At 73.5% G+C, this 20,641-nt stretch carries 17 protein-coding genes, 1 tRNA gene and 1 pseudogene; 11 read left to right on the forward strand and 8 right to left on the reverse strand.

The features are described from left to right. Positions 1-439 (forward strand): annotated as a pseudogene (locus F2B26_RS06795) (hypothetical protein); the annotation flags it as partial. Then, positions 423-3,857 carry a DNA polymerase III subunit alpha gene (gene dnaE, locus F2B26_RS06800; RefSeq protein ID WP_159807721.1) on the forward strand — a complete coding sequence of 1,145 codons (3,435 nt, stop codon included), beginning with the start codon at positions 423-425 and terminating at the stop codon, positions 3,855-3,857. The pseudogene F2B26_RS06795 and the gene dnaE, both read left to right, overlap by 17 nt. A 48-nt stretch (positions 3,858-3,905) precedes the next feature. Here the strand turns inward: dnaE and F2B26_RS06805 are convergent, their stop codons facing one another. Further along, positions 3,906-5,081 carry an AI-2E family transporter gene (locus tag F2B26_RS06805; RefSeq protein WP_159807747.1) on the reverse strand — a complete coding sequence of 392 codons (1,176 nt, stop codon included), beginning with the start codon at positions 5,079-5,081 and terminating at the stop codon, positions 3,906-3,908. Positions 5,082-5,335: 254 nt separating this feature from the next. Between F2B26_RS06805 and F2B26_RS06810 the strand changes: the two genes are divergently transcribed. Both F2B26_RS06810 and F2B26_RS06815 read left to right on the forward strand, forming a co-directional pair. Continuing rightward, positions 5,336-5,419, forward strand: a tRNA-Leu gene (locus F2B26_RS06810). A 1,173-nt stretch (positions 5,420-6,592) separates the two neighbouring features. Next, on the forward strand, positions 6,593-7,228 hold the full coding sequence (locus F2B26_RS06815; protein WP_159807723.1) for a hypothetical protein: 636 nt from the start codon (positions 6,593-6,595) through the stop codon (positions 7,226-7,228). Between the two features lie 55 nt (positions 7,229-7,283). On the opposite strand, the gene F2B26_RS06820 is transcribed toward F2B26_RS06815, so the two are convergent. From F2B26_RS06820 to F2B26_RS06830, 3 genes are all read right to left on the reverse strand, one after another. Then, positions 7,284-7,805 carry a hypothetical protein gene (locus F2B26_RS06820; protein ID WP_159807725.1) on the reverse strand — a complete coding sequence of 174 codons (522 nt, stop codon included), beginning with the start codon at positions 7,803-7,805 and terminating at the stop codon, positions 7,284-7,286. A 232-nt stretch (positions 7,806-8,037) separates the two neighbouring features. Beyond that, the gene (locus F2B26_RS06825; RefSeq protein WP_235929539.1) at positions 8,038-8,667 is read right to left on the reverse strand and encodes an alpha/beta fold hydrolase; all 630 of its coding nucleotides are present in this window, start codon (positions 8,665-8,667) and stop codon (positions 8,038-8,040) included. 155 nt (positions 8,668-8,822) lie between these two features. Further along, positions 8,823-9,341, reverse strand: coding sequence for an Lrp/AsnC family transcriptional regulator (locus F2B26_RS06830; RefSeq protein ID WP_159807727.1), 519 nt, complete (start codon positions 9,339-9,341; stop codon positions 8,823-8,825). Between the two features lie 97 nt (positions 9,342-9,438). On the opposite strand from F2B26_RS06830, the gene ald reads away from it, so the two are divergent. The 3 genes from ald to F2B26_RS06845 all read left to right on the forward strand — a co-directional run bounded on the left by ald (position 9,439) and on the right by F2B26_RS06845 (position 14,009). Further along, positions 9,439-10,554, forward strand: a complete 1,116-nt coding sequence (ald, locus tag F2B26_RS06835) for an alanine dehydrogenase (protein ID WP_159807729.1) — start codon at positions 9,439-9,441, stop codon at positions 10,552-10,554. Positions 10,555-10,629: 75 nt separating this feature from the next. Continuing rightward, the gene (locus F2B26_RS06840; protein WP_159807731.1) at positions 10,630-12,708 is read left to right on the forward strand and encodes a M3 family metallopeptidase; all 2,079 of its coding nucleotides are present in this window, start codon (positions 10,630-10,632) and stop codon (positions 12,706-12,708) included. Next, positions 12,705-14,009 carry a M20/M25/M40 family metallo-hydrolase gene (locus F2B26_RS06845; RefSeq protein ID WP_159807733.1) on the forward strand — a complete coding sequence of 435 codons (1,305 nt, stop codon included), beginning with the start codon at positions 12,705-12,707 and terminating at the stop codon, positions 14,007-14,009. The genes F2B26_RS06840 and F2B26_RS06845 overlap by 4 nt, the downstream gene beginning before the upstream one ends. Before the next feature lie 4 nt (positions 14,010-14,013). Here F2B26_RS06845 and F2B26_RS06850 read toward each other — a convergent pair whose 3' ends face one another. After that, positions 14,014-14,235: a DUF5703 family protein gene (locus F2B26_RS06850; RefSeq protein ID WP_159807735.1), complete on the reverse strand. Its 222-nt coding sequence runs from the start codon at positions 14,233-14,235 to the stop codon at positions 14,014-14,016. A 67-nt stretch (positions 14,236-14,302) separates the two neighbouring features. Between F2B26_RS06850 and F2B26_RS06855 the strand changes: the two genes are divergently transcribed. Next, positions 14,303-14,590 (forward strand): primosomal protein, encoded by a 288-nt coding sequence (locus tag F2B26_RS06855; protein ID WP_159807737.1) that lies wholly within the window; start codon positions 14,303-14,305, stop codon positions 14,588-14,590. A 44-nt stretch (positions 14,591-14,634) separates the two neighbouring features. Here the strand turns inward: F2B26_RS06855 and F2B26_RS06860 are convergent, their stop codons facing one another. Then, positions 14,635-15,612, reverse strand: a complete 978-nt coding sequence (locus tag F2B26_RS06860) for an aldo/keto reductase (RefSeq protein WP_159807739.1) — start codon at positions 15,610-15,612, stop codon at positions 14,635-14,637. A 63-nt stretch (positions 15,613-15,675) separates the two neighbouring features. On the opposite strand from F2B26_RS06860, the gene uppP reads away from it, so the two are divergent. Both uppP and mshC read left to right on the forward strand, forming a co-directional pair. Continuing rightward, complete coding sequence (gene uppP / locus F2B26_RS06865; RefSeq protein ID WP_235929540.1) at positions 15,676-16,575, forward strand: undecaprenyl-diphosphatase UppP; 900 nt, start codon at positions 15,676-15,678, stop codon at positions 16,573-16,575. Positions 16,576-16,585: 10 nt separating this feature from the next. Next, complete coding sequence (gene mshC / locus F2B26_RS06870) at positions 16,586-17,824, forward strand: cysteine--1-D-myo-inosityl 2-amino-2-deoxy-alpha-D-glucopyranoside ligase (RefSeq protein WP_159807741.1); 1,239 nt, start codon at positions 16,586-16,588, stop codon at positions 17,822-17,824. Positions 17,825-17,849: 25 nt separating this feature from the next. On the opposite strand, the gene F2B26_RS06875 is transcribed toward mshC, so the two are convergent. After that, positions 17,850-18,698, reverse strand: coding sequence for a PAC2 family protein (locus F2B26_RS06875; RefSeq protein WP_159807743.1), 849 nt, complete (start codon positions 18,696-18,698; stop codon positions 17,850-17,852). A gap of 47 nt (positions 18,699-18,745) precedes the next feature. Then, positions 18,746-19,654, reverse strand: coding sequence for a RecB family exonuclease (locus tag F2B26_RS06880; RefSeq protein ID WP_328698659.1), 909 nt, complete (start codon positions 19,652-19,654; stop codon positions 18,746-18,748). A gap of 65 nt (positions 19,655-19,719) precedes the next feature. Between F2B26_RS06880 and F2B26_RS06885 the strand changes: the two genes are divergently transcribed. Continuing rightward, positions 19,720-20,641 (forward strand): site-2 protease family protein (locus F2B26_RS06885; protein ID WP_159807745.1); only part of this gene is annotated, 922 nt, incomplete at its 3' end.

A 20,641-nucleotide genomic window follows, 5' to 3' on the forward strand; every position in this document is an offset into this window, starting at 1 on the left:
GGGCCGGCTGCCCGACCCGCCACCGGCCACCGTGCCGGTCGAGCCGTGGCCCGTCACCCTGCTCGGACCGGCGGGTGAACCCGTCCGGCTGGACGAGCGGGGGCGGCTCAGCGCGTCGCCGACCCGGCTGCTGCACCCCGGTCGCGGCTCCGGTACCTCATCGGGGCAGGACCAGCGACCTCGAACGGCGCCGCGGTCGCCCGGGTACGCGGTGAGCGAGCACGCGGCGACCGAGCAGGGGCTGACCGAGCAGGGGCTGAGCGGGCACGCGGTGACCGGGTGGGCCGGGCCGTGGCTGAGCACCTCGCGCTGGTGGGCGCACGGCGCCACCGGCGGGCTGTCGGTCAGGGCACACCTGCAGGTGGGGCTCGACGACGACCGGGTGCTGCTGCTCGTCGGCGGGCCGGACGGGTGGTGCTGCGATGCCGAGTACGACTGAGCCGCGGTACGCCGAGCTGCACGCGCACACCGCCTACAGCTTCCTCGACGGGGCGAGCCAGCCCGAGGAGCTCGCGGCCGAGGCGGCGCGGCTCGGGCTGAGTGCGCTCGCCGTCACCGACCACGACGGGCTCTACGGGGTGGTCCGGTTCGCCCAGGCGGCGCGCGCCGTGGGGCTGCCCACCGTGTTCGGCGCCGAGCTGCACCTGCCCGCCGCCGATGCGCGGCGGCACGGTCGGCGACCGGCCCGGCCCGGCCCGGCGGTGCTCGACGAGCCGACCGGTGTGCCCGACCCGCGCGCCACCCATCTGCTGGTGCTCGCCCGCGGGCCGGAGGGGTACCGGCGGCTGTCCCGGGCGATCGCGGAAGGTCATCTGCGCACCGGTCGCAAGGGCACCGCGGACTACCGGCTCGAGGAGCTCGCGGCCCTGGCGGACGGGCACTGGCTGGTGCTCAGCGGCTGCCGCAAGGGAGCGGTGCGTCGAGCCCTGGCGGGCGGGGACCCGTCGGGCGTCGGCGGGGTGGCCCCCGGTGGGTCGGCTGCCGCTCGTGTCGAGCTGGACCGGCTGGTCGGGCTGTTCGGCGCGGACAACGTCGCGGTCGAGACCACCGTCGTCGGTGACGCCTACGACGACGACCGGGTCGATGCGCTCGCCATGCTCGCGGCCGAGGCGCACCTGCCGCTGGTGGCCACCGGTGGCGTGCACGTGGCCACCCCGCGGGACGCCGACCTGGTCCAGGCCCTGGCGGCCGTGCGGGCCCGCAGCAGCCTGGAGGACCTCGACGGCTGGTTGCCCGGTGCCCCGTCCGCCCACCTGCGCTCGGCCGTCGAGATGCTCGACCTGCACCGGCGTCATCCGCAGGCGGTGCGCACCGCTGACGCGCTGGGACGTGAGTGCGCCTTCGACCTGTCGCTGGTGGCCCCCGGGCTGCCGCCCTACCCGGTGCCCGCGGGGCACACCGAGGCCAGCTGGCTGCGCGAGCTGGTGCGCCGCGGTGCGTACGAGCTCTACGGCCCGCCGCAGGCCGAGAAGGTCCCCGGGGCCTACGCCCAGCTCGAGCACGAGCTGGCGGTCATCGAAGACCTCGGCTTCCCGGGCTACTTCCTCGTGGTCTACGACCTGGTCGACTTCTGCCGACGGGCCGGCATCTTCGCCCAGGGGCGGGGGTCGGCCGCGAACTCCGCGGTCTGCTACGCGCTGCGGGTGACTGCGGTCGACGCGGTGCGCCACGGGTTGCTGTTCGAGCGGTTCCTCGCCCCGGAGCGGGACGGGCCCCCGGACATCGACATCGACATCGAGTCGGCCCGGCGTGAGGAGGTCATCCAGTACGTCTACGCCAGGCACGGGCGTGAGCACGCCGCGCAGGTCGCCAACGTCATCTCCTACCGGCCGCGCTCGGCGGTGCGCGACGCGGCCCGGGCGCTCGGCCACGACGTCGGTCAGCAGGACGCGTGGAGCACCTCGATCGAGCGCTGGGGGTCGTTGCGCGGCCCCCGGGAGCAGAGCTCGTGGTGGACGGTCTCCCGTGCGGCGCCGGTCGCGGCGTCCCGGGCCGTCGAGGAGGCGGCCGGTGCCCCGACCCCCGACCGGCACGACGTGGTGCCCGCGCACCGCCCGCCGGCGGCCGACGAGCTGGAGGAGATCCCGGACGCCGTCATCGACCTGGCCGAACGGTTCCTGCGGCTGCCGCGGCACCTGGGGATCCACTCCGGCGGGATGGTGATGTGCGACCGGCCGGTGATCGAGGTGTGCCCGGTGGAGTGGGCGCGGATGCCCGGTCGCACCGTCCTGCAGTGGGACAAGGACGACTGCGCCGACGCCGGTCTGGTGAAGTTCGACCTGCTGGGGCTGGGCATGCTCACCGCGCTGCGGATGTCCTTCACCCAGATCGCCGAGCTCGGCGGGCCGAGCCTCGGCCTGCACGACCTGCCGCACGAGGACCCGGGGGTGTACGCGCTGCTGCAGGCCGCCGACTCCGTCGGGGTGTTCCAGGTGGAGTCACGGGCCCAGATGGCCACGTTGCCCCGGCTGGCGCCGAAGACGTTCTACGACATCGTGGTGGAGGTCGCGCTCATCCGCCCGGGGCCGATCCAGGGCGGGTCGGTGCACCCGTACATCGAACGGGTCAAGGAGCGCGAGCCCATCACCTACCTGCACCCGTCGTTGGAGAAGTCGCTGTCCAAGACCCTCGGTGTGCCGCTGTTCCAGGAACAGCTCATGGAGATGGCGATGGACGTCGCGAGCTTCACCCCGGCGGAGGCCGACCAGCTGCGCCGGGCGATGGGCTCCAAACGTTCGATGGAGAAGATGGAGGCGCTGCACGGTCGGCTGCTGGCCGGGATGGCGCGCAACGGGATCGACCGGGCCACCGGTGAGCAGATCTACGACAAGCTGCGGGCGTTCGCCGACTTCGGCTTCCCCGAGTCGCACGCCTACTCCTTCGCATACCTGGTCTACGCCTCGGCATGGCTCAAGGTGCACCACCCGGCCGCGTTCTACGCGGGTCTGCTCGGCGCCCAGCCGATGGGGTTCTACACCCCGCAGTCCCTGGTCGCCGATGCGCGCCGGCACGGCATCGAGGTGCTCGGGCCGGATGTGCAGGCCTCCGCGGTGCTGGCCCGCGTCGAGCGCACCGGACCGCCGCCACCCGACGGTGAGCCGCCGCTGGTGCCGCTGCCCAGCGGGACCGGGCGCGCCGAGCCCGGGACCCGGTCGCTCGCGGTGCGCCTGGGTCTGTCCTCGGTCCGTTCGGTCGGGCAGGACGTGGCCGGTGCGCTGGTCGAGGCGCGCACCACCGGCGGGCCGTTCGCAGACCTGCACGACCTGGTGCACCGGGTCAGGCTCACCCGGACCCAGCTGGAGGCCCTGGCCACGGCCGGGGCGCTGGTCGGGCTCGGGGTGGACCGTCGGGCCGGGCTGTGGGCGGCCGGGGCGCTCGCTGCCGAGGGGCCGGACACCCTGCCGTCGGTCGCGGTCGGGGTGCGTGCCCCGATGCTGCCGGGGTTGGAGGCCGTCGAGCTGGCGACGGCGGACGTGTGGGCGACCGGGATCTCGACCGACTCCTATCCCACCCAGTTCGTCCGGGAGGGGTTGGACGAGGCCGGTGTGCTGCGGGTGGCCGACGTGCACCGTGCCGGCGCGTCCGGTCGGGTCGCGGTCGCCGGCGTGGTGACCCACCGGCAGCGCCCGGGGACTGCGCGGGGGGTGACGTTCCTGTCCTTGGAGGACGAGACCGGGTTGCTCAACGTGGTCTGCTCGGCCGGTCTGTGGCAGCGCTTCCGGGCGGCGGCCCGCACCTCGGCGGCGCTCGTCGTGCGCGGTCAGCTGGAGAAGGCCGACGGGGCCACCAACCTGGTCGCCGAGCACCTGGCTCCGCTGTCGTTGCGGGTGCGCACCACCTCGCGGGACTTCCGCTGAGCCGGGTGCCGCCCGGTCGAGGTCAGCCGCGGGGCGAGAGGCCCGGGCTCAGGCCTGGGCCGCTGCCTCGTCCACCTGGGGTGAGTCCGGGTGCCCGCTCACGTCGTCGGCGGTCTCGGTCGGCGGGTCGACCGTGCGCATCCGGGAGAAGATCGCCCACACCACGGCGACGAGCGGGACGGCCACCACCGCACCCAGGATGCCGGCGGTCAGCGTGCCCGCGGCCACGGTGAGCGCGACGACGACCGGGTGCAGCGACACCTGCTTGCCCATGATCATCGGCTGCAGGATGTGCCCCTCGAACTGTCCGATCAACGCGATGCACGCACCCACGACGGCGGCCTGGATCGGACCCAGCGCCGCGAGTGCCACCACCATCGCGATGACCATCGCCAAGGGGGCGCCGATGAGCGGGATGAAGGCGCCGATGAAGACGAGGACCGCCAGCGGTGCGGCGAGCGGCACCCGGATGATCTCCAGGGCGATGAAGGCGAGCACACCGTCCGTGGCGGCGATGATGACGGTGCCGCGGGTGTAGCCGGAGAACGTGTACCAGCCGATGCTCGCGGCCACACCGACGTTCTCCCGTCCGCGCGCGGGCAGCTGGTCCAGGAACCAAGACCACATCTGCGACCCGCGGGCGAGGAAGAAGACGGTGCAGAACACCGCGAGGGCCAGGCAGGTGAACACCTCGACCACGGACCCGGCACCCGCCGCGACCTGGCCGGCGAGGTGGCCCGCGTTCTGCTGCAGCCAGGCCTCGGCGTCGGTGATCCACTGGGCGACCTGCTGGTTGGTGAGCTTGAACGGGAGGTTGCCCGACTCGAACCACGTGATGATCCGCTGCACGCCGTCAGTGAACTGGACGGACAGGGCGGTCCACTGGTTGGCGATCGAGTAGACGACGAACGAGAGCAGCCCGGCCACCACGAGGGTCCCGGACAGCAGCGCGATGCCCGTCGCAAGACCGCGGGGCAGCACCTTGGACTGCCACGCGACGAACGGCCGCAGCACCGCGGTGAAGACCAGGGCGAGGAACACTGCGACGAAGAGCAGCACCACCTTGGAGACCGCGATGAAGACGAGCGCGAGGGCGGCGACGACCACGATGAGCCGCCAGGCGACCCCCGCAGTGTGCCGCAGCCACCGCGGCGCGGTCTCGTCGGCACCGGCCGGGGCGGGGGAGCGGCGGGCTCCGGCGACCTTGTGCGATGTCGTGGGCATGCTCACGTCGTGGTCCCTCCTGTGCCGCGGACGGCGCCGTAGGTCGTCCCGATGCGGGCGACCCCGGCACAGTCTCGCCTGACGACGGCGTCGTGGCGCGTGCGGCGCGCGGGACGGCGTCGCGTCCCGGGCCCGAGATGGTCGTGAGGGAGCCGCAGCAGGGCGGTGGAGGCGGCCGATGCGGTCTGCGGGCGCTGTCGTGCTATCGTTTCCGACCGCGTCCCGGGCCGTCGAAGGCTCGTGGACGACCACCTGTCCGGGTGGCGAAATGGCAGACGCGCTAGCTTGAGGTGCTAGTGCCCGTATAGGGCGTAGGGGTTCAAGTCCCCTTCCGGACACCGAGCATGACCCCGTCGGCGCACTGCGCTGAGCGGCAGGATCACCCCGCTGACGGACCCCCGCGACGTGTCGTGGGAGGAGCACCCGTTCCCCGGCCCGGGTCTCGACCCCGTCGCCGGTGTCGCGCTGAGGGCGAGGCGGCGGGTCCCGTCGTGGATCAGCGCGACGGCCCTGTGGACTCCGGGACCGATGCTTCGCGCGTCCCCCAGTCGCTCGACGACCGCCGTCGGTGACCCTCGCCCGCCCGACGGCTCTGCGGACGCTGCCCGGGGCAGCGGCTGAGGTCGCAGTCGCGCACGTGCCGACCGTTCGCGAGGGTGGGGCACCGCGCACCGCAGCCGGCTGGACCGGCCGACGGCATCGGCCTCCTCGGGACTCGTCCCGCCTGCGGTGGTCGACAGCTGGCCACCGGGAGGACATGCCCTCGAGGGCGCGGGAGCCCGGGGATCTCCTGGTCGTGGCGAGGCATACCGCGTCGCCTGACTCCCGGTCCCGGCGACGAGCGCGCACGAGTCGAGCCCCTGGTCGGCGGACGCCGTGAGCGCTCCGTGAGGTGGCTGTGGTGTGGTGGCAGCGGGCAGATCGAGACCCAGGTCAGGCCGCGCGGCGGGTGAGATCTCGCGAACCCGACGCGGTGCGACTCGGCTGGCGATACGGTCGACACCGCCTGCGCGATGAGCACCGGAGGTCTGTCGTGGCCGGTGCTCGCGCGTCCGACAGCACAGGGTGGCGACCGCCTCGCCCCCCACACGAGCACGGGAGACGACGACGTGAGCGACCAGCCTGGATCCGACGACACCACCGGCGGGACCCAGCCGCCGACGAGCCCGCCACCGCCGCCCGGGTCGGCGCCTGCGGGCCTGCCTGTACCGCCGCCGTACGGTGCGCCGCCCGCCCCCGGTGCAAGCCCCGCCTACGGTGCGCCGCCGGTTCCCGAACCTGGTGCTCCCGCCTACGGTGCGCCGCCCGCCCCTGGTGCAAGCCCCGCCTACGGTGCGCCGCCCGCGCCGGGACAGGGTTCCGGGTACGGCCCACCGCCCGTTCCGGGCGCGACCCCGGGTGCCCAGTACGGCTCCCCCCAGTACGGCGCACCGGTCGCCGCCGGGTCCAAGACGGAGACGACCGCGATTCTCGGCCTGGTCTTCGCGTTCCTCTTCTGGCCGGCCGGTCTGGTGCTGTCGATCGTCGGTCTGTCGAAGAGCAAGAAGAACGGGACGTCCGGGACGGGTCTGGCGATCGCCGGTCTCGTGCTGTCCATCCTCTTCGGGATCGTCTCGGTGATCTCGACGATCCTGCTGATCGCAGCGGCGAGGACGACCACCGGCGCGCTGGACGACGCCTCGCGGCAGCTGTCCTCCGCGATCGCCTCGGCGCAGGCGACCGATGCCCCCGCCCAGACTCCGGATGCCGGTCAGATCGCGGCGTTCGGGGACGGCTTCAAGTTCGAGGACGGCGTTCAGGTCGAGGTCTCCCAGCCCACCGCCTTCACGCCGAGCGCGACCGCCTACACCGGGTCGGGCCAGTTCACGACCTACGTGCGCTTCGACGTGACGGTGACGAACAACTCGACCAAGCCGTTCACGCCGATGCTCATGACCTTCGCGGCCACGTCCGGCGGGGCAGCGGCCGAGGACATCTACGACATGGACGCCAACATCACCGGGATGGGCCCGGACGGCGACGTGCTCCCCGGCGGCACGGTGACCTTCGCGGTGGCCTACGCCGTCAAGGACCCCGCGGACCTGCAGCTCGACGTGAGCACCGGCTTCGACTACGACACGGTGTACTTCACCAGCTCGGGGAGCTGACGGCTCGGCGGTGGGGTCCGCGGACCCCACCCCCGCGTCCCGCTGCTGCCTGGCCTCAGGTCAGGACGATCGGGAACGGCGTAGCCCAGGCGGCCTGGACCAGCTGCCCGGGGTCGGCGAGTCCGCTGCCCAGCGCCTCTACGAGACGATCAGCCACGTCGGCGGCGTCCATGTGCGTGACATCGCGCAGGGACAGCTGCGCGTAGCTCTCCGCGAAGGCGTTGCGGGCGCCGAACAGGCGTGCCCGTGCGGCGGGGTCGGGTGTCTGCAGGGCGCGCTGGTGCAGGGTGACCGTCTGGGAGAAGGCGTAGACCGTGAGCTCGTGGGCGGTGGTCGCGCCCAGCTGGTGCATGCCGGAGACCGCACGTGACTCGGCGCGTCTCCCCAGGTCGGCGTCGGCCTCGCGCATCCCGAGGTAGAACGCGGCGACCGCCGGGTCGGCGGCGGCCGGGCCGTCCGGGCGTGCGGCACCGGCGAACTTGACGTCGATGAGGGCCTGCGTGCGCTCAGGGCTCAGGCCGTCGTCGGGCCGTGGGTCCACGTCGGCACGGGCCAGGTGGACGTCCGGGGTCGTCATCGGTGAGGACCTTCCGCGTCGGTGGTGTCGGGTGCTCGATCGGCGATCAGGGCCCGGATCTGAGTGAACACCGTCGGCGGTGCGGCACGAGGACGTGACGAGGCCCCCGGGGCAGGGGTTCCCGGGGGCCTCGCGAGATACGGTACCTGACGGTCCTGGGGTTGCGGAGGGCCTTCGCCATGCGGGTGTCGACCGTCACCCGGACGACGTACGGACGCGTCGGGAGCTGTCCTCAGACCAGGACCGGCACCCGCAGCTCCTGCAAGGCGTCGAGCAGGAGCCGGTTGAACACGTCGGGGGCGTGGCGGTTGACGTCATGGCCGGCCCCGGCCACGACGGTGACGCGCGCGCCCGGCGCGATCCGGCGGTACCGCCACTCGTCGAGCCGCAGCGGGTCGCGGCGACCGTTGACGAGCCACAGCGGCGACCGCAGACGCGCGAGGTCGGCGAGGGGGGAGTAGCCGGCCATCGCGGCGAGCATGTCGGCGACGACGTGCCAGGTGTCGCCGCCCAGCCGGACCGACCGGTTGAGCAGCATGGACACGGCGCGGTAGGCAGTCAGGGGCTTGCCACGCAGCTCGGTGCTGCAGCCCGCCAGCACCACACCGGCGACGAGGTCGGGGTGCTCGCTCGCATAGGCGAGGGCGGTGTAGCCGCCGAGGGACAGCCCGACGAGCAGAGGCGGTTCGGCGCAGCTGCGCACCGCGTCGTCGATCGCTGCCGTCGCCCCGTGCAGCGTGAAGCGCTCGTCGGAGCGGCTGCCGTGGCCGGGCAGGTCGATCGCGAGCGTCGGGTGACCCTGCTCGTTCAGCGCCCGGGTCTGCTCGTGCCAGATGGCGGCGGAGGTGCGGGTTCCGTGCACGAAGACGGTCGGGCGGTTGATGGTGTGCTCCGGGGTCGGTGAGGGTCACACCGTACGTGGCGGGTGTGCACCGTGACGCCGCGCAGCGGGGATCTGCACGCGATGTCCGCAACCCGCGCGCGTGACCTGCACGGCACTCTGCATGCGGGCGCCCGTCAGCTCGTCGCGGTCGCCACCAGCGGGGTGGCGGTCAGGTGCTCGAAGACGATCGAGGTCTGCGTGTGCGCGACCTCCCTGCGGGTGGACAGGTGCTCGACGACGAAAGCGCGCAGCGCCGCGGAGTCTTCGACAGCGACATGCACGAGCAGGTCCTCGGCGCCGCCGAGCAGGTAGACCTCGCGCACCTCGGGTCGGCTCGACAAGTCGCGGGCGACGGGCGACAGCCGCGCCCGCGCCGCACCGTGCAGCCGGACGGCGACGATGGCCTGCAGACCGCGGCCGAGCGCGTCGAGGTCGACCTCGGCGTGGAAGCCGCGCAGCACCCCGCGCCGCACGAGCGAACGGATGCGGGCGTGGCACGTGGACGGGGCCAGCCCGACGCGTTCGGCGAGGTCCTTGTTGCTGGTCCGGGCGTCGCGCTCGAGCTCGCGCAGCAGCGCGAGGTCGACGTCGTCCACCGTGGCGGGCGACCGGCGCGACCGAGCCGTGTCGGCGGACGAAGATTCAGCGGTCATCGCCGCACTCTACGGGAGATCGTTCCGTCGACATCATTTCGAAACAGACGATCTTCACACTTGTGCTGCCTCAGCCGAACGAACAACGGAGTAGACGATGCGCATCGGCATCCCCCGGGAGATCAAGAACCGCGAGTACCGCGTCGCCCTCACCCCGGCCGGCGCGCATGCGCTCGTCGCCGCGGGCCACGAGGTGGTCGTGGAGGCCGGAGCCGGCCTCGGCTCGGCCATCACCGACGAGGAGTACGTGGCCGCCGGCGCCCGGATCGAGCCCGACGTCGCCGTCGTCTGGGGCGCGTCCGACCTGGTGTGCAAGGTGAAGGAGCCGATCGCCGCCGAGTACGGGTACCTGCGCCCCGACCTGCTGCTGTTCACCTACCTGCACCTGGCCGCCGACCGGCCCGGGACCGATGCGCTGCTGTCCGGCGGCACGACGTCCATCGCCTACGAGACCGTCCAGGGCGCCGACGGCTCGCTGCCGCTGCTGGCCCCGATGAGCGAGGTCGCCGGGCGGCTGGCCACGAGTGTCGGCGCCTACCACCTCATGAAGAACGAGGGCGGCGTCGGGGTGCTGCTCGGCGGGGTGCCCGGGACCAGGCCGGCCAAGGTCGTCGTGCTCGGCGGCGGTGTGGTGGGCACCAACGCGGCGCAGATCGCCGTCGGGATGCGCGCCGACGTCACCGTCCTCGACCTGTCCCTGCCGCGGCTGCGCCAGCTCGACGACCTGTTCGGCGGCCGGGTGCGCACCCTCGCGTCGACCCCGTGGGCGGTCGAGCGCGAGCTCGTCGACGCCGACCTCGTGATCGGCGCGGTGCTGCTGCCCGGTGCGCGGGCGCCGCACCTGGTGACCAACGCCGCCATCGCCACGATGAAGCCGGGTTCGGTGCTCGTGGACGTCGCGGTCGACCAGGGCGGCTGCTTCGAGGACACCCACGCCACGACGCACGACGACCCGACCTACCCCGTGCACGGCTCGGTGCTCTACGCCGTGGCGAACATGCCCGGCGCGGTGCCGGTGACCTCGACCGCGGCGCTCACCAACGCGACGCTGCCCTACCTGCTCGCCCTGGCCGCCAAGGGCTGGCGCCGGGCGGTCACGGAGGACGCGGTGCTGGCCGCCGGCCTGACCACCCACGCCGGGTCGCTGGCCAGCGCCGCGGTGGCGCAGGCGCACGGCTACGACGTCGCGGTCCTCGCCGACCTGGTCGGCTGACACCGCGGTCGCGGCACACCGGCCGACGGGCGGGATGACCACGGGCGGGGGCGGTCGTCGGGCCATGATGGTCCTATGACTGCCCCCGCTCTCGACCCGGCCAACCCGTTCGCCCATCCGTCCTCGCTGCCCTACGGGCTCCCGGACTTCACCTCGATCCGGTTCGAGCACTACCGCCCGGCGCTGCTCGCCGGGATGGCGCAGGAGCGGGACGAGGTGGAGGCGATCGCCACGGACCCGCACCCGCCGACGGTCGAGAACACCCTCGTGGCGCTCGAACGCGCCGGAGCGGTCCTCGAACGGGTCGCGGCGGTGGTCTACAACCAGCTGTCGGCCGACGCGAGCCCGGAGCTCGAGGCGCTCGAGGAAGAGATCGCCCCGCTGCTGTCGGCGCACTCCGACGCGATCCACCTGGACACCCGGCTCTTCGCGCGGGTGGACGCGCTGCACGCCGCGGCGGAGTCCGGTGAGCTCGTCCTCGACGAGCAGGACGCCTGGCTGCTCGAGCGGGTGCACACCGACTTCGTCCTGTCCGGGGTGCACCTGGACGAGGCCGGCAAGGAGCGGCTGCGTGAGCTCAACTCCCGCATCACGACGCTCGACGCGGCCTTCGGGCGCACGCTGCTCGCGGCCACCAACGCCGCGGCGCTCGTGCTCACCGATGCCTCCGAGCTGGACGGTCTGAGTGCCCAGGAGATCGCCGCGGCGGCGCAGTCGGCGAAGGACCACGGGGTCGCGGGGTGGTGGATCGAGCTGGCCAACACCACCTCCCAGCCGCTGCTCACCTCGCTGAACCGGCGCGATGTGCGCGAGCGGCTGTTCCGGGCCTCGGCCGAGCGTGGCGCGGGCGGTGAGCACGACACCCGGCCGATCCTGCTGGAGATGGTTCGGCTGCGTGCCGAGCGCGCCCAGTTGCTCGGGTTCGCCCACCACGCCGCGGCGACGGTGGCCGACGAGACGGCCGGCTCCGCCCAGGCGGTGGCCGACATGCTCGCCCGGCTGGCCCCGGCGGCGGCGGCCAACGCGCGGCGCGAGCAGGAGCGGTTGCAGGTCGAGCTCGAGCGTGACCACCCGGGCGCCCGGCTCGAGCCCTGGGACTGGGCGTACTACGCCGAGCGCGTCCAGCGCGCCGAGCGTTCGCTCGACGACTCGGTGCTGCGCCCCTACCTCGAGCTCGAACGGGTGCTCGTCGACGGGGTGTTCGAGGCGGCCCACCGGCTGTACGGGCTCAGCTTCGTCGAGCGCCCCGAGCTTCCCGGCTACGCCCCCGGGGTGCGGGTGTTCGAGGTGCTCGACGCCGACGGGTCCGGGCTGGGCCTGTTCGTCGCGGACTACTTCACGCGCGACTCCAAGCGGGGTGGGGCGTGGATGAACTCGTTCGTCGACCAGAACCAGCTGCTCGGCCAGCGCCCCGTGGTCATCAACAACGCCAACGTGCCGCGTCCGGCGCCGGGGGAGCCTGCGCTGCTCAGCTGGGACTTCGTCATCACGCTCTTCCACGAGTTCGGGCACGCGCTGCACGGGCTGCTGTCCGATGTGCGCTACCCGTCGCGGTCCGGCACCTCGGTGCCGCGTGACTTCGTGGAGTACCCGTCCCAGGTGAACGAGATGTGGGCCTGGGACCGGGAGGTCCTCGCCTCGTTCGCCCGCCACCACGAGACGGGTGAGCCGATGCCGGCCGCGTGGCTCGACACGTTGCTCGCCGCGCGCGCGGACGGGCAGGGGTTCGCCACCACCGAGTACCTGGCCGCGGCGCTGCTCGACCAGGCGTGGCACCGGCTCGCCCCCGACGAGGTGCCGACCGACGTCGAGGACGTGCAGGCGTTCGAGGCCCGGGCGCTCGCGGCCGCCGGTCTCGACCTCCCGGCGGTCCCGCCGCGCTACCGCACCACCTACTTCTCGCACGTGTTCGGCGGCGGCTACTCGGCCGGGTACTACGCGTACATCTGGTCGGAGGTGCTCGACGCCGATACGGTCGAGTGGTTCGCCGAGAACGGTGGCCTGAGCAGGGCGAACGGGGACACCTTCCGGACCCGCCTGCTCGGTCGCGGCGGGTCGGTGGACCCGTTGGGGGCGTTCCGGGACCTGCGCGGCCGCGATCCGCAGATCGACCCGCTGCTCGTGCGCCGCGCCCTGGACGGAGCGGCCCGATGAGCGCAGCCGACGAGGTCGCCTCGATCGCCGCCGACCTCATCCGCTTCGACACGTCGAACTACGGCGACGGCTCGGGGCCGGGGGAGCGGGTCGCCGCCGAGTATGTCGAGGGTCTGCTGCAGGACGCGGGGCTCGAGCCCGAGCTCTTCGAGTCGGCGCCGGGCCGGGCCAGCGTGGTCGCCCGCTGGGCCGGGACCGACCCGAGCCGGCCGGCCCTCGTGCTGCACGGGCACACCGACGTCGTGCCGGCGCGCGCCGAGGACTGGCAGATCGACCCGTTCGCCGCCGAGATCCGCGACGGGCTGCTGTGGGGGCGCGGCGCGGTCGACATGAAGGGCATGGACGCGATGATCCTGTCCGTCGTGCGCCAGCGGATCGCCGAGGGGCGTCCGCCGGCCCGCGACGTGGTGCTCGCGATGTTCGCCGACGAGGAGCACGGCGGGGTCTTCGGCTCGCACTACGCGGTGACCCGACGCCCGGAGCTGTTCGCCGGGGCGACCGAGGCCATCAGCGAGGTCGGCGGCTACTCGGTGGACATCGGCGGGCGACGTGCCTACCTCATGCAGACCGCCGAGAAGGGCATCGCCTGGCTCCGGCTCGTCGCCCAGGGCCGGGCCGGGCACGGCAGCCAGGTGAACCCGGACAACGCGGTGGTGCACCTGGCCCAGGCGGTCGCGGCCATCGGGGCGCACCGCTGGCCGCTCGACCTCGGGCCCACGGTGCGCACCCTGCTCGAGGGTGTCGCCGAGCTCACCGGTCTGCCGTTCGACCCCGACGACGAGTCCACGGTCGACGCGCTGGTCGCCGCGCTGGGCCCGGCCGCCCGCTTCGTCGGGGCGACCGTGCGGCACACCGCGAACCCCACGTCGCTCACGGCCGGCTACAAGATGAACGTCGTGCCCTCGCTCGCGACCGCGACGGTCGACGGCCGGTACCTGCCCGGTGGGCAGGAGGAGTTCATGGCGCAGGTGACCCGGCTGGCCGGTGAGCAGGTGCGGGTCGAGGTCGAGCACCACGACATCGCCCTCGAGGCGCCCGTCGAGGGGTCGCTGCCCGACGCCATGGCTGCCGCGATCGCCGCGGAGGACCCGGGCGCCGTCGTGCTGCCCTACCTGTTGTCGGCGGGCACGGACAACAAGGCCCTCGCGGACCTGGGCATCACCGGCTACGGCTTCATGCCGCTGCAGCTGCCCGACGACCTCGACTTCCCGGCGATGTTCCACGGCGTGGACGAACGGGTGCCGGTGGCCTCGTTGCAGTTCGGCACCCGGGTGCTGGACCGGTTGCTCGACCTCATGTAGCTCCTCACAGGGTCGACAGGACCCGGATCACCCGTCGGCGCAGCACGACCTCGCGCAGCCCTCCGACGAAGATCCGGGTCCTGGCCAGCTCCCAGCGGCCGTACTCGGCCTCGTCGGTGAGCAGCCGCCGGGCGTCCGAGGGGCTCACGGTCGGTCCGATGGTCATCGTGCGGTACTCGTACTGCCCGCGGGACAGCGCCCGGGGGCGGCCTGGCGTCTCGTTCATGCGGCTCCCGTCGTCCGCCTGGTGCTCGGTGTGCCCATTGTGCCCATCGCGGCGATACGGTCTGGGCATGACCGTCGACCCGCGTGCCGCACTGGACCGCCTCATCGCTGCCCTCGAGGCCCACTACAACGCCGTCGTTGCGCGCAACGGCGAGGACGACCCGGCGGTCGACGACGCGTACGACGTGCTCGCCGACGCGTTCGAGGTCTACGACGACGCCCTGGGCACGGTGCACGGCGAGGCCACGCCGTTCTACCTCGCCGAGGAGGACGACGACGAGGACGACGCGGACGAGGACGACGAGGACGACATCGACGACGAGGACGGCGAGGCCGAGCTCGACGAAGACGCCTGAGCCCGCTGCGGCCAAGCCCCGCCGGCAGCTCAGTCGCGGCCGGTTCAGTCGCGGCCGGGCGTGAGCCGTTCGGGGTAGCCGACCACGGGTCGGGTGACCTCGTCGAGCGCCGCCACGATCTCGGCGGGCAGCGCGACGTCGGCGGCTGCGAGAGCCCCGCGCAGCTGGGTGGCGGTCCTGGCGCCGAGCAGGGCGGACGCGACCTGAGGACGTCCGGTCACCCAGGCCAGTGCGACCTCGAGCGGCGCCCGCTCGAGGCCCTCGGCCGCGGTGACGACTGCGTCGACCACTGCGGCGCTGGCCGCCCCGAGGTAGGGCTGGACGAACCCGGCCAGGTGGGCCGAGGCGGCCCGTGAGTCGGCAGGGACGGTCCGCCGGTACTTGCCGGTGAGCACACCCCGACCGAGCGGGGACCAGGCGAGCATCCCCAGCCCGAGGGCGGCGGCCGCGGGCTGCACCTCGCGTTCGACGCCGCGGGCGAGCAGCGAGTACTCGACCTCCAGCGCGGCCAGCCCCGGACCGTCCGCCAGCAGCCCCGCCATCTGCGCCGTGGCCCAGCCCGGGTGATTGGCCAGCCCGACGTACCGGCACCGTCCGGAGGCCACGGCCGTGCGCAGGGCGTCGGCCGTCTCCTGCACCGGGGTGCGGTGGTCGGGGCTCTGCACCAGCCACAGGTCGACGTGGTCGGTGCCCAGCCGACGCAGCGAGGCGTCCAGGCTGTCCAGCAGCGCACCGCGGGAGGCGTCCACCACGGGGCCGTCGGGTGTGCGCCGCACCCCCGCACGGGTCGCCAGGACCACGTCCCGGCGTGCGACGGTGCCGTCGAGCAGCTGGCCGAGCAGCGTCTCGGCCCCGCCGTCGGCGTAGCTGGCCGAGGTGTCGACGAGCGTCCCGCCCGCGTCGACGAACTCGCGCAGCAGCTCACCGGCCTCGTGCTCGTCGGTGTCGCGGCTCCAGGTCATCGTGCCCAGGCCGAGGGCGGAGACCCGAAGACCCGTGCGGCCCACCTGGCGCTGCTCCATGGACGGCACCCTAATCGGCGCGCCCCAGAGGGCTCGTAGCCCGCGCCGTTAGGGTGACCCCCCGTGAGCCATGGGATAGGTGGACTGGAAGCGGCGTTCCTCGGGCTGGTGCAGGGACTCACGGAGTTCCTGCCGGTGTCCTCGAGCGCCCACCTGCGGATCATCGGCGCCCTCACCGGGTCGGGTGACCCGGGAGCGGCCTTCACCGCCATGATCCAGATCGGCACCGAGACGGCGGTGCTGCTGTACTTCCGGCGCGACGTCGCGCGGATCGTGGCGGCGTGGTGGCGGGCGCTGCGCGGCGCGCTCGGCACCTCGTGGCGAGCGCGCCTCGGCGCACCCGAGGGCGGCGCCCGGGACCACGACGCGCTCATGGCGTGGTTCATCGTCGTGGGCTCGCTGCCCATCGGGCTCCTGGGGCTGGGCTTCCAGACCCAGATCGAGAGCACCCTGCGCAACCTGTGGGTCATCGTGGTCACGCTCACGGTGTTCGGTCTGCTGCTGGGGTGGGCGGACCGGGTCTCGGTGCAGCGGCGGACCGTCGAGGACCTGTCGGTCCGCGACGCCCTCGTCTTCGGGCTGTGGCAGGCGTTGGCGCTCATCCCCGGGGTGTCGCGCTCGGGCGGCACCATCACCGGCGGCCGACTCATGGGCTACACCCGCGAGGCGGCGGCCCGGTACTCGTTCCTGCTCGCGATGCCCGCCGTGTTCGCCTCGGGGCTGTTCGAGCTCGCCAAGAGCGTGGGGGACTTCGGCGTCGACGGCAGGCCTGCGCTCGGGGCCACCGTGATCGCGACGCTCGTGGCGTTCGTGGTCGGCTACGTCGTCATCATCGCGTTCCTCAAGATCGTCTCGACCTACAGCTACCGGCCGTTCGTCTGGTACCGGCTGGGTCTGGCGGCCGTGGTGGCGGTGCTGCTGCTCACCGGGACGCTGCCCGCCGACGCCGGCGTGGCCGCCTAGGCTGGCCGACGTGATCACCTGGGCAACGCCGAACGTCCCGTCGCTGCCCGGGAACGGGCCGACGGTCATGCTGCACGATGCGACGACGGGGGTGCTGCAGCCGGCCGCGACCGGCCCGGTGGCCACGCTCTACGTCTGCGGCATCACGCCGTACGACTCGACGCACCTCGGGCACGCGTCCACCTACCTGGCCTTCGACCTGCTGCGCCGGGCCTGGCTGGACCAGGGGCTCACGGTCCGGGCCGCGTCGAACGTCACCGACGTCGACGACCCGCTGCTCGAGCGTGCGGACGCCACCGGGGTGGACTGGCGGGAGCTCGCGGCCGACCAGAGCGCGTTGTTCGCCCAGGACATGGCGGCTCTGTCGGTGCTGCCGCCCGACGTGTACGTGGCGGTGAGCGAGTGCGTGCCGCGCCTGGCCGAGGTGGTCGAGCAGATGCTCGCGGCCGGTGCCGCCTACCGGGTGCCGACACCCGAGGTGGACGGGCCGGGAGACGTGTACGCCGACCTGGGCGTCGACCCCGCGTTCGGCTCGGTCTCCGGCTTCGACGAACCGACCATGCTGGCGCTGTCCGCGCAGCGCGGTGGTGACCCGCAGCGGGCGGGCAAGCGCCATCCGCTCGACCCGCTGCTGTGGCGTCGCGAACGGCCCGGCGAGCCCGCGTGGGAGGCCGGGGTGCTGGGTCGTGGCCGGCCCGGGTGGCACATCGAGTGCGCGGTCATCGCGCTCGACGGGCTCGGGCTGCCGATCGACGTCCAGGGCGGCGGCTCCGACCTCCTCTTCCCGCACCACGAGATGAGCTGTTCGCACGCCAGGGTCCTGGCACCGGGCACCACCCCGGCCCGGGTGCACACCCACGCCGGCATGGTGGCGCTCGACGGGCAGAAGATGAGCAAGTCGCTCGGCAACCTGGTGTTCGTCGGGCGACTGCGCGAGCAGGGCGCGGACCCGTCCGCGATCCGGCTGGCCGTGCACGCCCACCACTACCGGGACGACTGGGAGTGGACCCAGGTGGGTCTGGACGAGGCCCTGCTGCGGCTCGACCGGTGGCGCGAGGCCGCCGCGCGGCCCACCGGGCCTTCCGGTGAGCTGCTGCTCGCCGAGGTCCGGGCCGCGTTGTCCGACGACCTCGACTCCCCGCGGGCCCTCGCGGCGATCGACGCGTGGGCGGGCACCGACGGCGACGACCCGCAGGCTCCCGCCCTGGTCACGATGGTGGCCGAGGCCTTGCTCGGGGTGCGCTGGTAGGACGCTGCCTCCACGGCGACCGGGCTCAGGCCCCCGAGTCGCGCCGGCGCAGGTAGCGCTCGAACTCCTGCGCGATGGCCTCGCCCGAGGCCTCCGGCAGCTCCGCGGTGTCCTTGGCCTCCTCGAGCTGGCGCACGTAGTCGCCGATCTCGCTGTCCTCGCCGGCCAGCTCGTCGACACCGTGCTGCCAGGCCACCGCGTCCTCGGGGAGCTCGCCGAGCGGCACCGGCTCCCCGAGCAGCGTCTCCAGGGCACCCAGCACGGCCAGGCTCGCCTTGGGTGAGGGCGGGTGCGCGACGTAGTGCGGTACGGCCGCCCACAGCGAAGCCGCGGCCACCCCGCGGCCCAGCGCCTCGTAGGCGAGCACACCGACGATCCCCGTCGGGCCTTCGTAGGTGGTCGGCTCAAGGTCCAGCCGTGCTCGCAGGGCGTCGTCCTCGGAGGTGATCGTGATCGGGATCGGCCGGGTGTGCGGCACGTCGGCGAGCAGTGCACCGATCGTCACGACCGTGCGTGCCCCGAGGCCCTCGGCGATGTCCAGCAGCTCGGTGCAGTACCTGCGCCAACGCATCGACGGCTCGATGCCGTGCACGATGACGACCTGTCGTCCGGCCGGGGTTCGGGCCACGGCCACGGTGGTGGTGGGCCAGGTGATGCGCCGCACGCCGTCCGGGTCGACCCCGACCGACGGCCGGTTCACCTGGAAGTCGTGGTAGTCCTCCGGGTCGAGCTCGTCGACCTGGACGGCGTCCCACACCGCGTGCAGGTGAGCGAGCGCGTCGCTCGCGCAGGAGCCCGCGTCGTTCCAGCCCTCGAAGGCCGCGAGCACGACGGTCTCGTCCGGCGGCAGGGAGCGGGAGACGGGCGACATCATCGTTCCAGCCTAGGCCGCACCAGGGCCGTGAGCCCGGGCGACAGGCCTCACGCCCCGACGCCGAACGCGCGGAGCACCGAGGCTGGGTCGACGGGCGGCGGCGTCCCGCCGAACTGCGGGCACAGGTCCCGGAACGAGCACCAGGAGCACAACGGCGACGGCCGGGGCTCCCAGCGGCCGCTGGCGGCCACCTCGAGGACCGACTGCCACAGGGCGCGGATGCGGGTCTCGAAGGTCGCCATCTCGGCCTCGGTCGGCTCATGGGTGACGACGGTGCCGTCGCCCAGGTACTCCAGCTGGAGCGTGCGGGGCAGCACGCCGCGGGTCCGCCAGACGACGAACGCGTAGAACCTCATCTGGAACAGCGCATCGGCCTCGTAGCCGGGTCGCGGGGAGCGCCCCGTCTTGTAGTCGACCAGGCGGACCCAGCCGTTCGGTGCCACGTCGACCCGGTCGATGATCCCGCGCAGCGCCGGCCCGTCCTCCAGCTGGTGGTCGACCCGCAGCTCCCGGGCCCGCGGCTGCAGCCGGGTCGGGTCCTCCAGCTCGAAGTAGCGGTGCAGGAGCGCCCGGGCCGAGGTGAGCCAGGCCGCGAGCTCCTCGGGGGAGTCGAACAGCCCGGCCAGCCCCGGATCGCGGGCCAGGAGCCGCTGCCAGTGCGGGTCGAGCAGCTCGAGAGCCGCCTCGGCGGTCCGTGCCTCGGCGGGCAGGTCGAACAGCGCCTCCAGCACGGCGTGCACGAGTGTGCCGCGGGTCGCCGCGGGGCTGGGCGGTTCGGGGAGCCGGTCCACCACCCGGTACCGGAACATGAGCGGGCACTGCTGGAAGTCCTTGGCCCGCGACGGTGACAGGCCCGGCGCGCGCACCGGCGGTTCGGGGACGAGGCCGGATGCGTCGGCTGCGTTCGATGTCAGGGGTTCCGTCGCGCTCTTGGGTCCGTTCGGCGGGGTGGTCACAGCAGTCAGGCTAGGGCGCACCGCCGACAGACGGTCCCGGTCGACGCGCCGCCTAGGCTTGCCCCGTGACCCAGCCCCAGCCCTCGCAGGACCGTCCACGCGGCTGGGTGGTCGGCCGCGTCGCCGGGGCCCCGGTCGTGCTCGCACCCAGCTCCCTGCTCGGTGCGGTCGTCCTCACCCTGGTGTTCGCACCGTCGTTGGCCGGGCTGGGGTCGCGTGCCTACGTCGTCGCCGCCGCGTTCGTCGTGCTGCTGTTCGCCTCGGTGCTGGTGCACGAGCTGGCCCACGGACTCGTCGCCCGGCGACGCGGTCAGCAGCCGCGGGCCTTCGTGCTCACGCTGTGGGGCGGCCACACGACGTTCTCCGGTCCCGACCCCGGGCCGGCCACCACGGCGCTCGTGGCCGTCGTCGGGCCCGTGGCCAACCTGCTGCTCGCGGCCGTCTTCCTGGGCCTGGCCAGGGTCGCGCCAGCGGGGTCGCTCGGGGAGTGGCTCATGTACTCCGGAGCGTTGTCCAACGGTTTCGTCGGTGCGTTCAACCTGGTCCCAGGCCTGCCGCTGGACGGTGGGCGCATCCTGCAGGCCGCGGTCTGGGCAGGTACCAAGGACAGGAACACCGGATCGGTGGTGGCCGGCTGGTGCGGCCGCGTGGTCGCGATCGGCACCCTTGGCCTCGCTCTCGGGGTGCCGCTGGCGGGCGGGTCCTCGCCGAGCCTGTTCACCATCGCGTGGGCGGCACTCATCGCAGCGTTCCTGTGGAGCGGAGCGAGTCAGTCGATCGCCGCCGGTCACCGCGGCAAACAGGTCGACACCCTCAGCGTGCACACCGTCGGACGCCCCGCCGTCGGCGTCCCATACGACGTGACGGTGCTCGAGGCGGGGCTCCGGGCCCAGGCGGCCGGTGCGCTCGACGTCGTGCTCCTGGCACCCGACGGGCGGCCGGCGGCGTTCGTCGACACCGCCGCCGCGGCCTCGGTCCCCGCCGAGG

Origin of the sequence: Cellulomonas citrea (assembly GCF_009829685.1) — a bacterium.
Classification (GTDB): domain Bacteria; phylum Actinomycetota; class Actinomycetes; order Actinomycetales; family Cellulomonadaceae; genus Cellulomonas; species Cellulomonas citrea.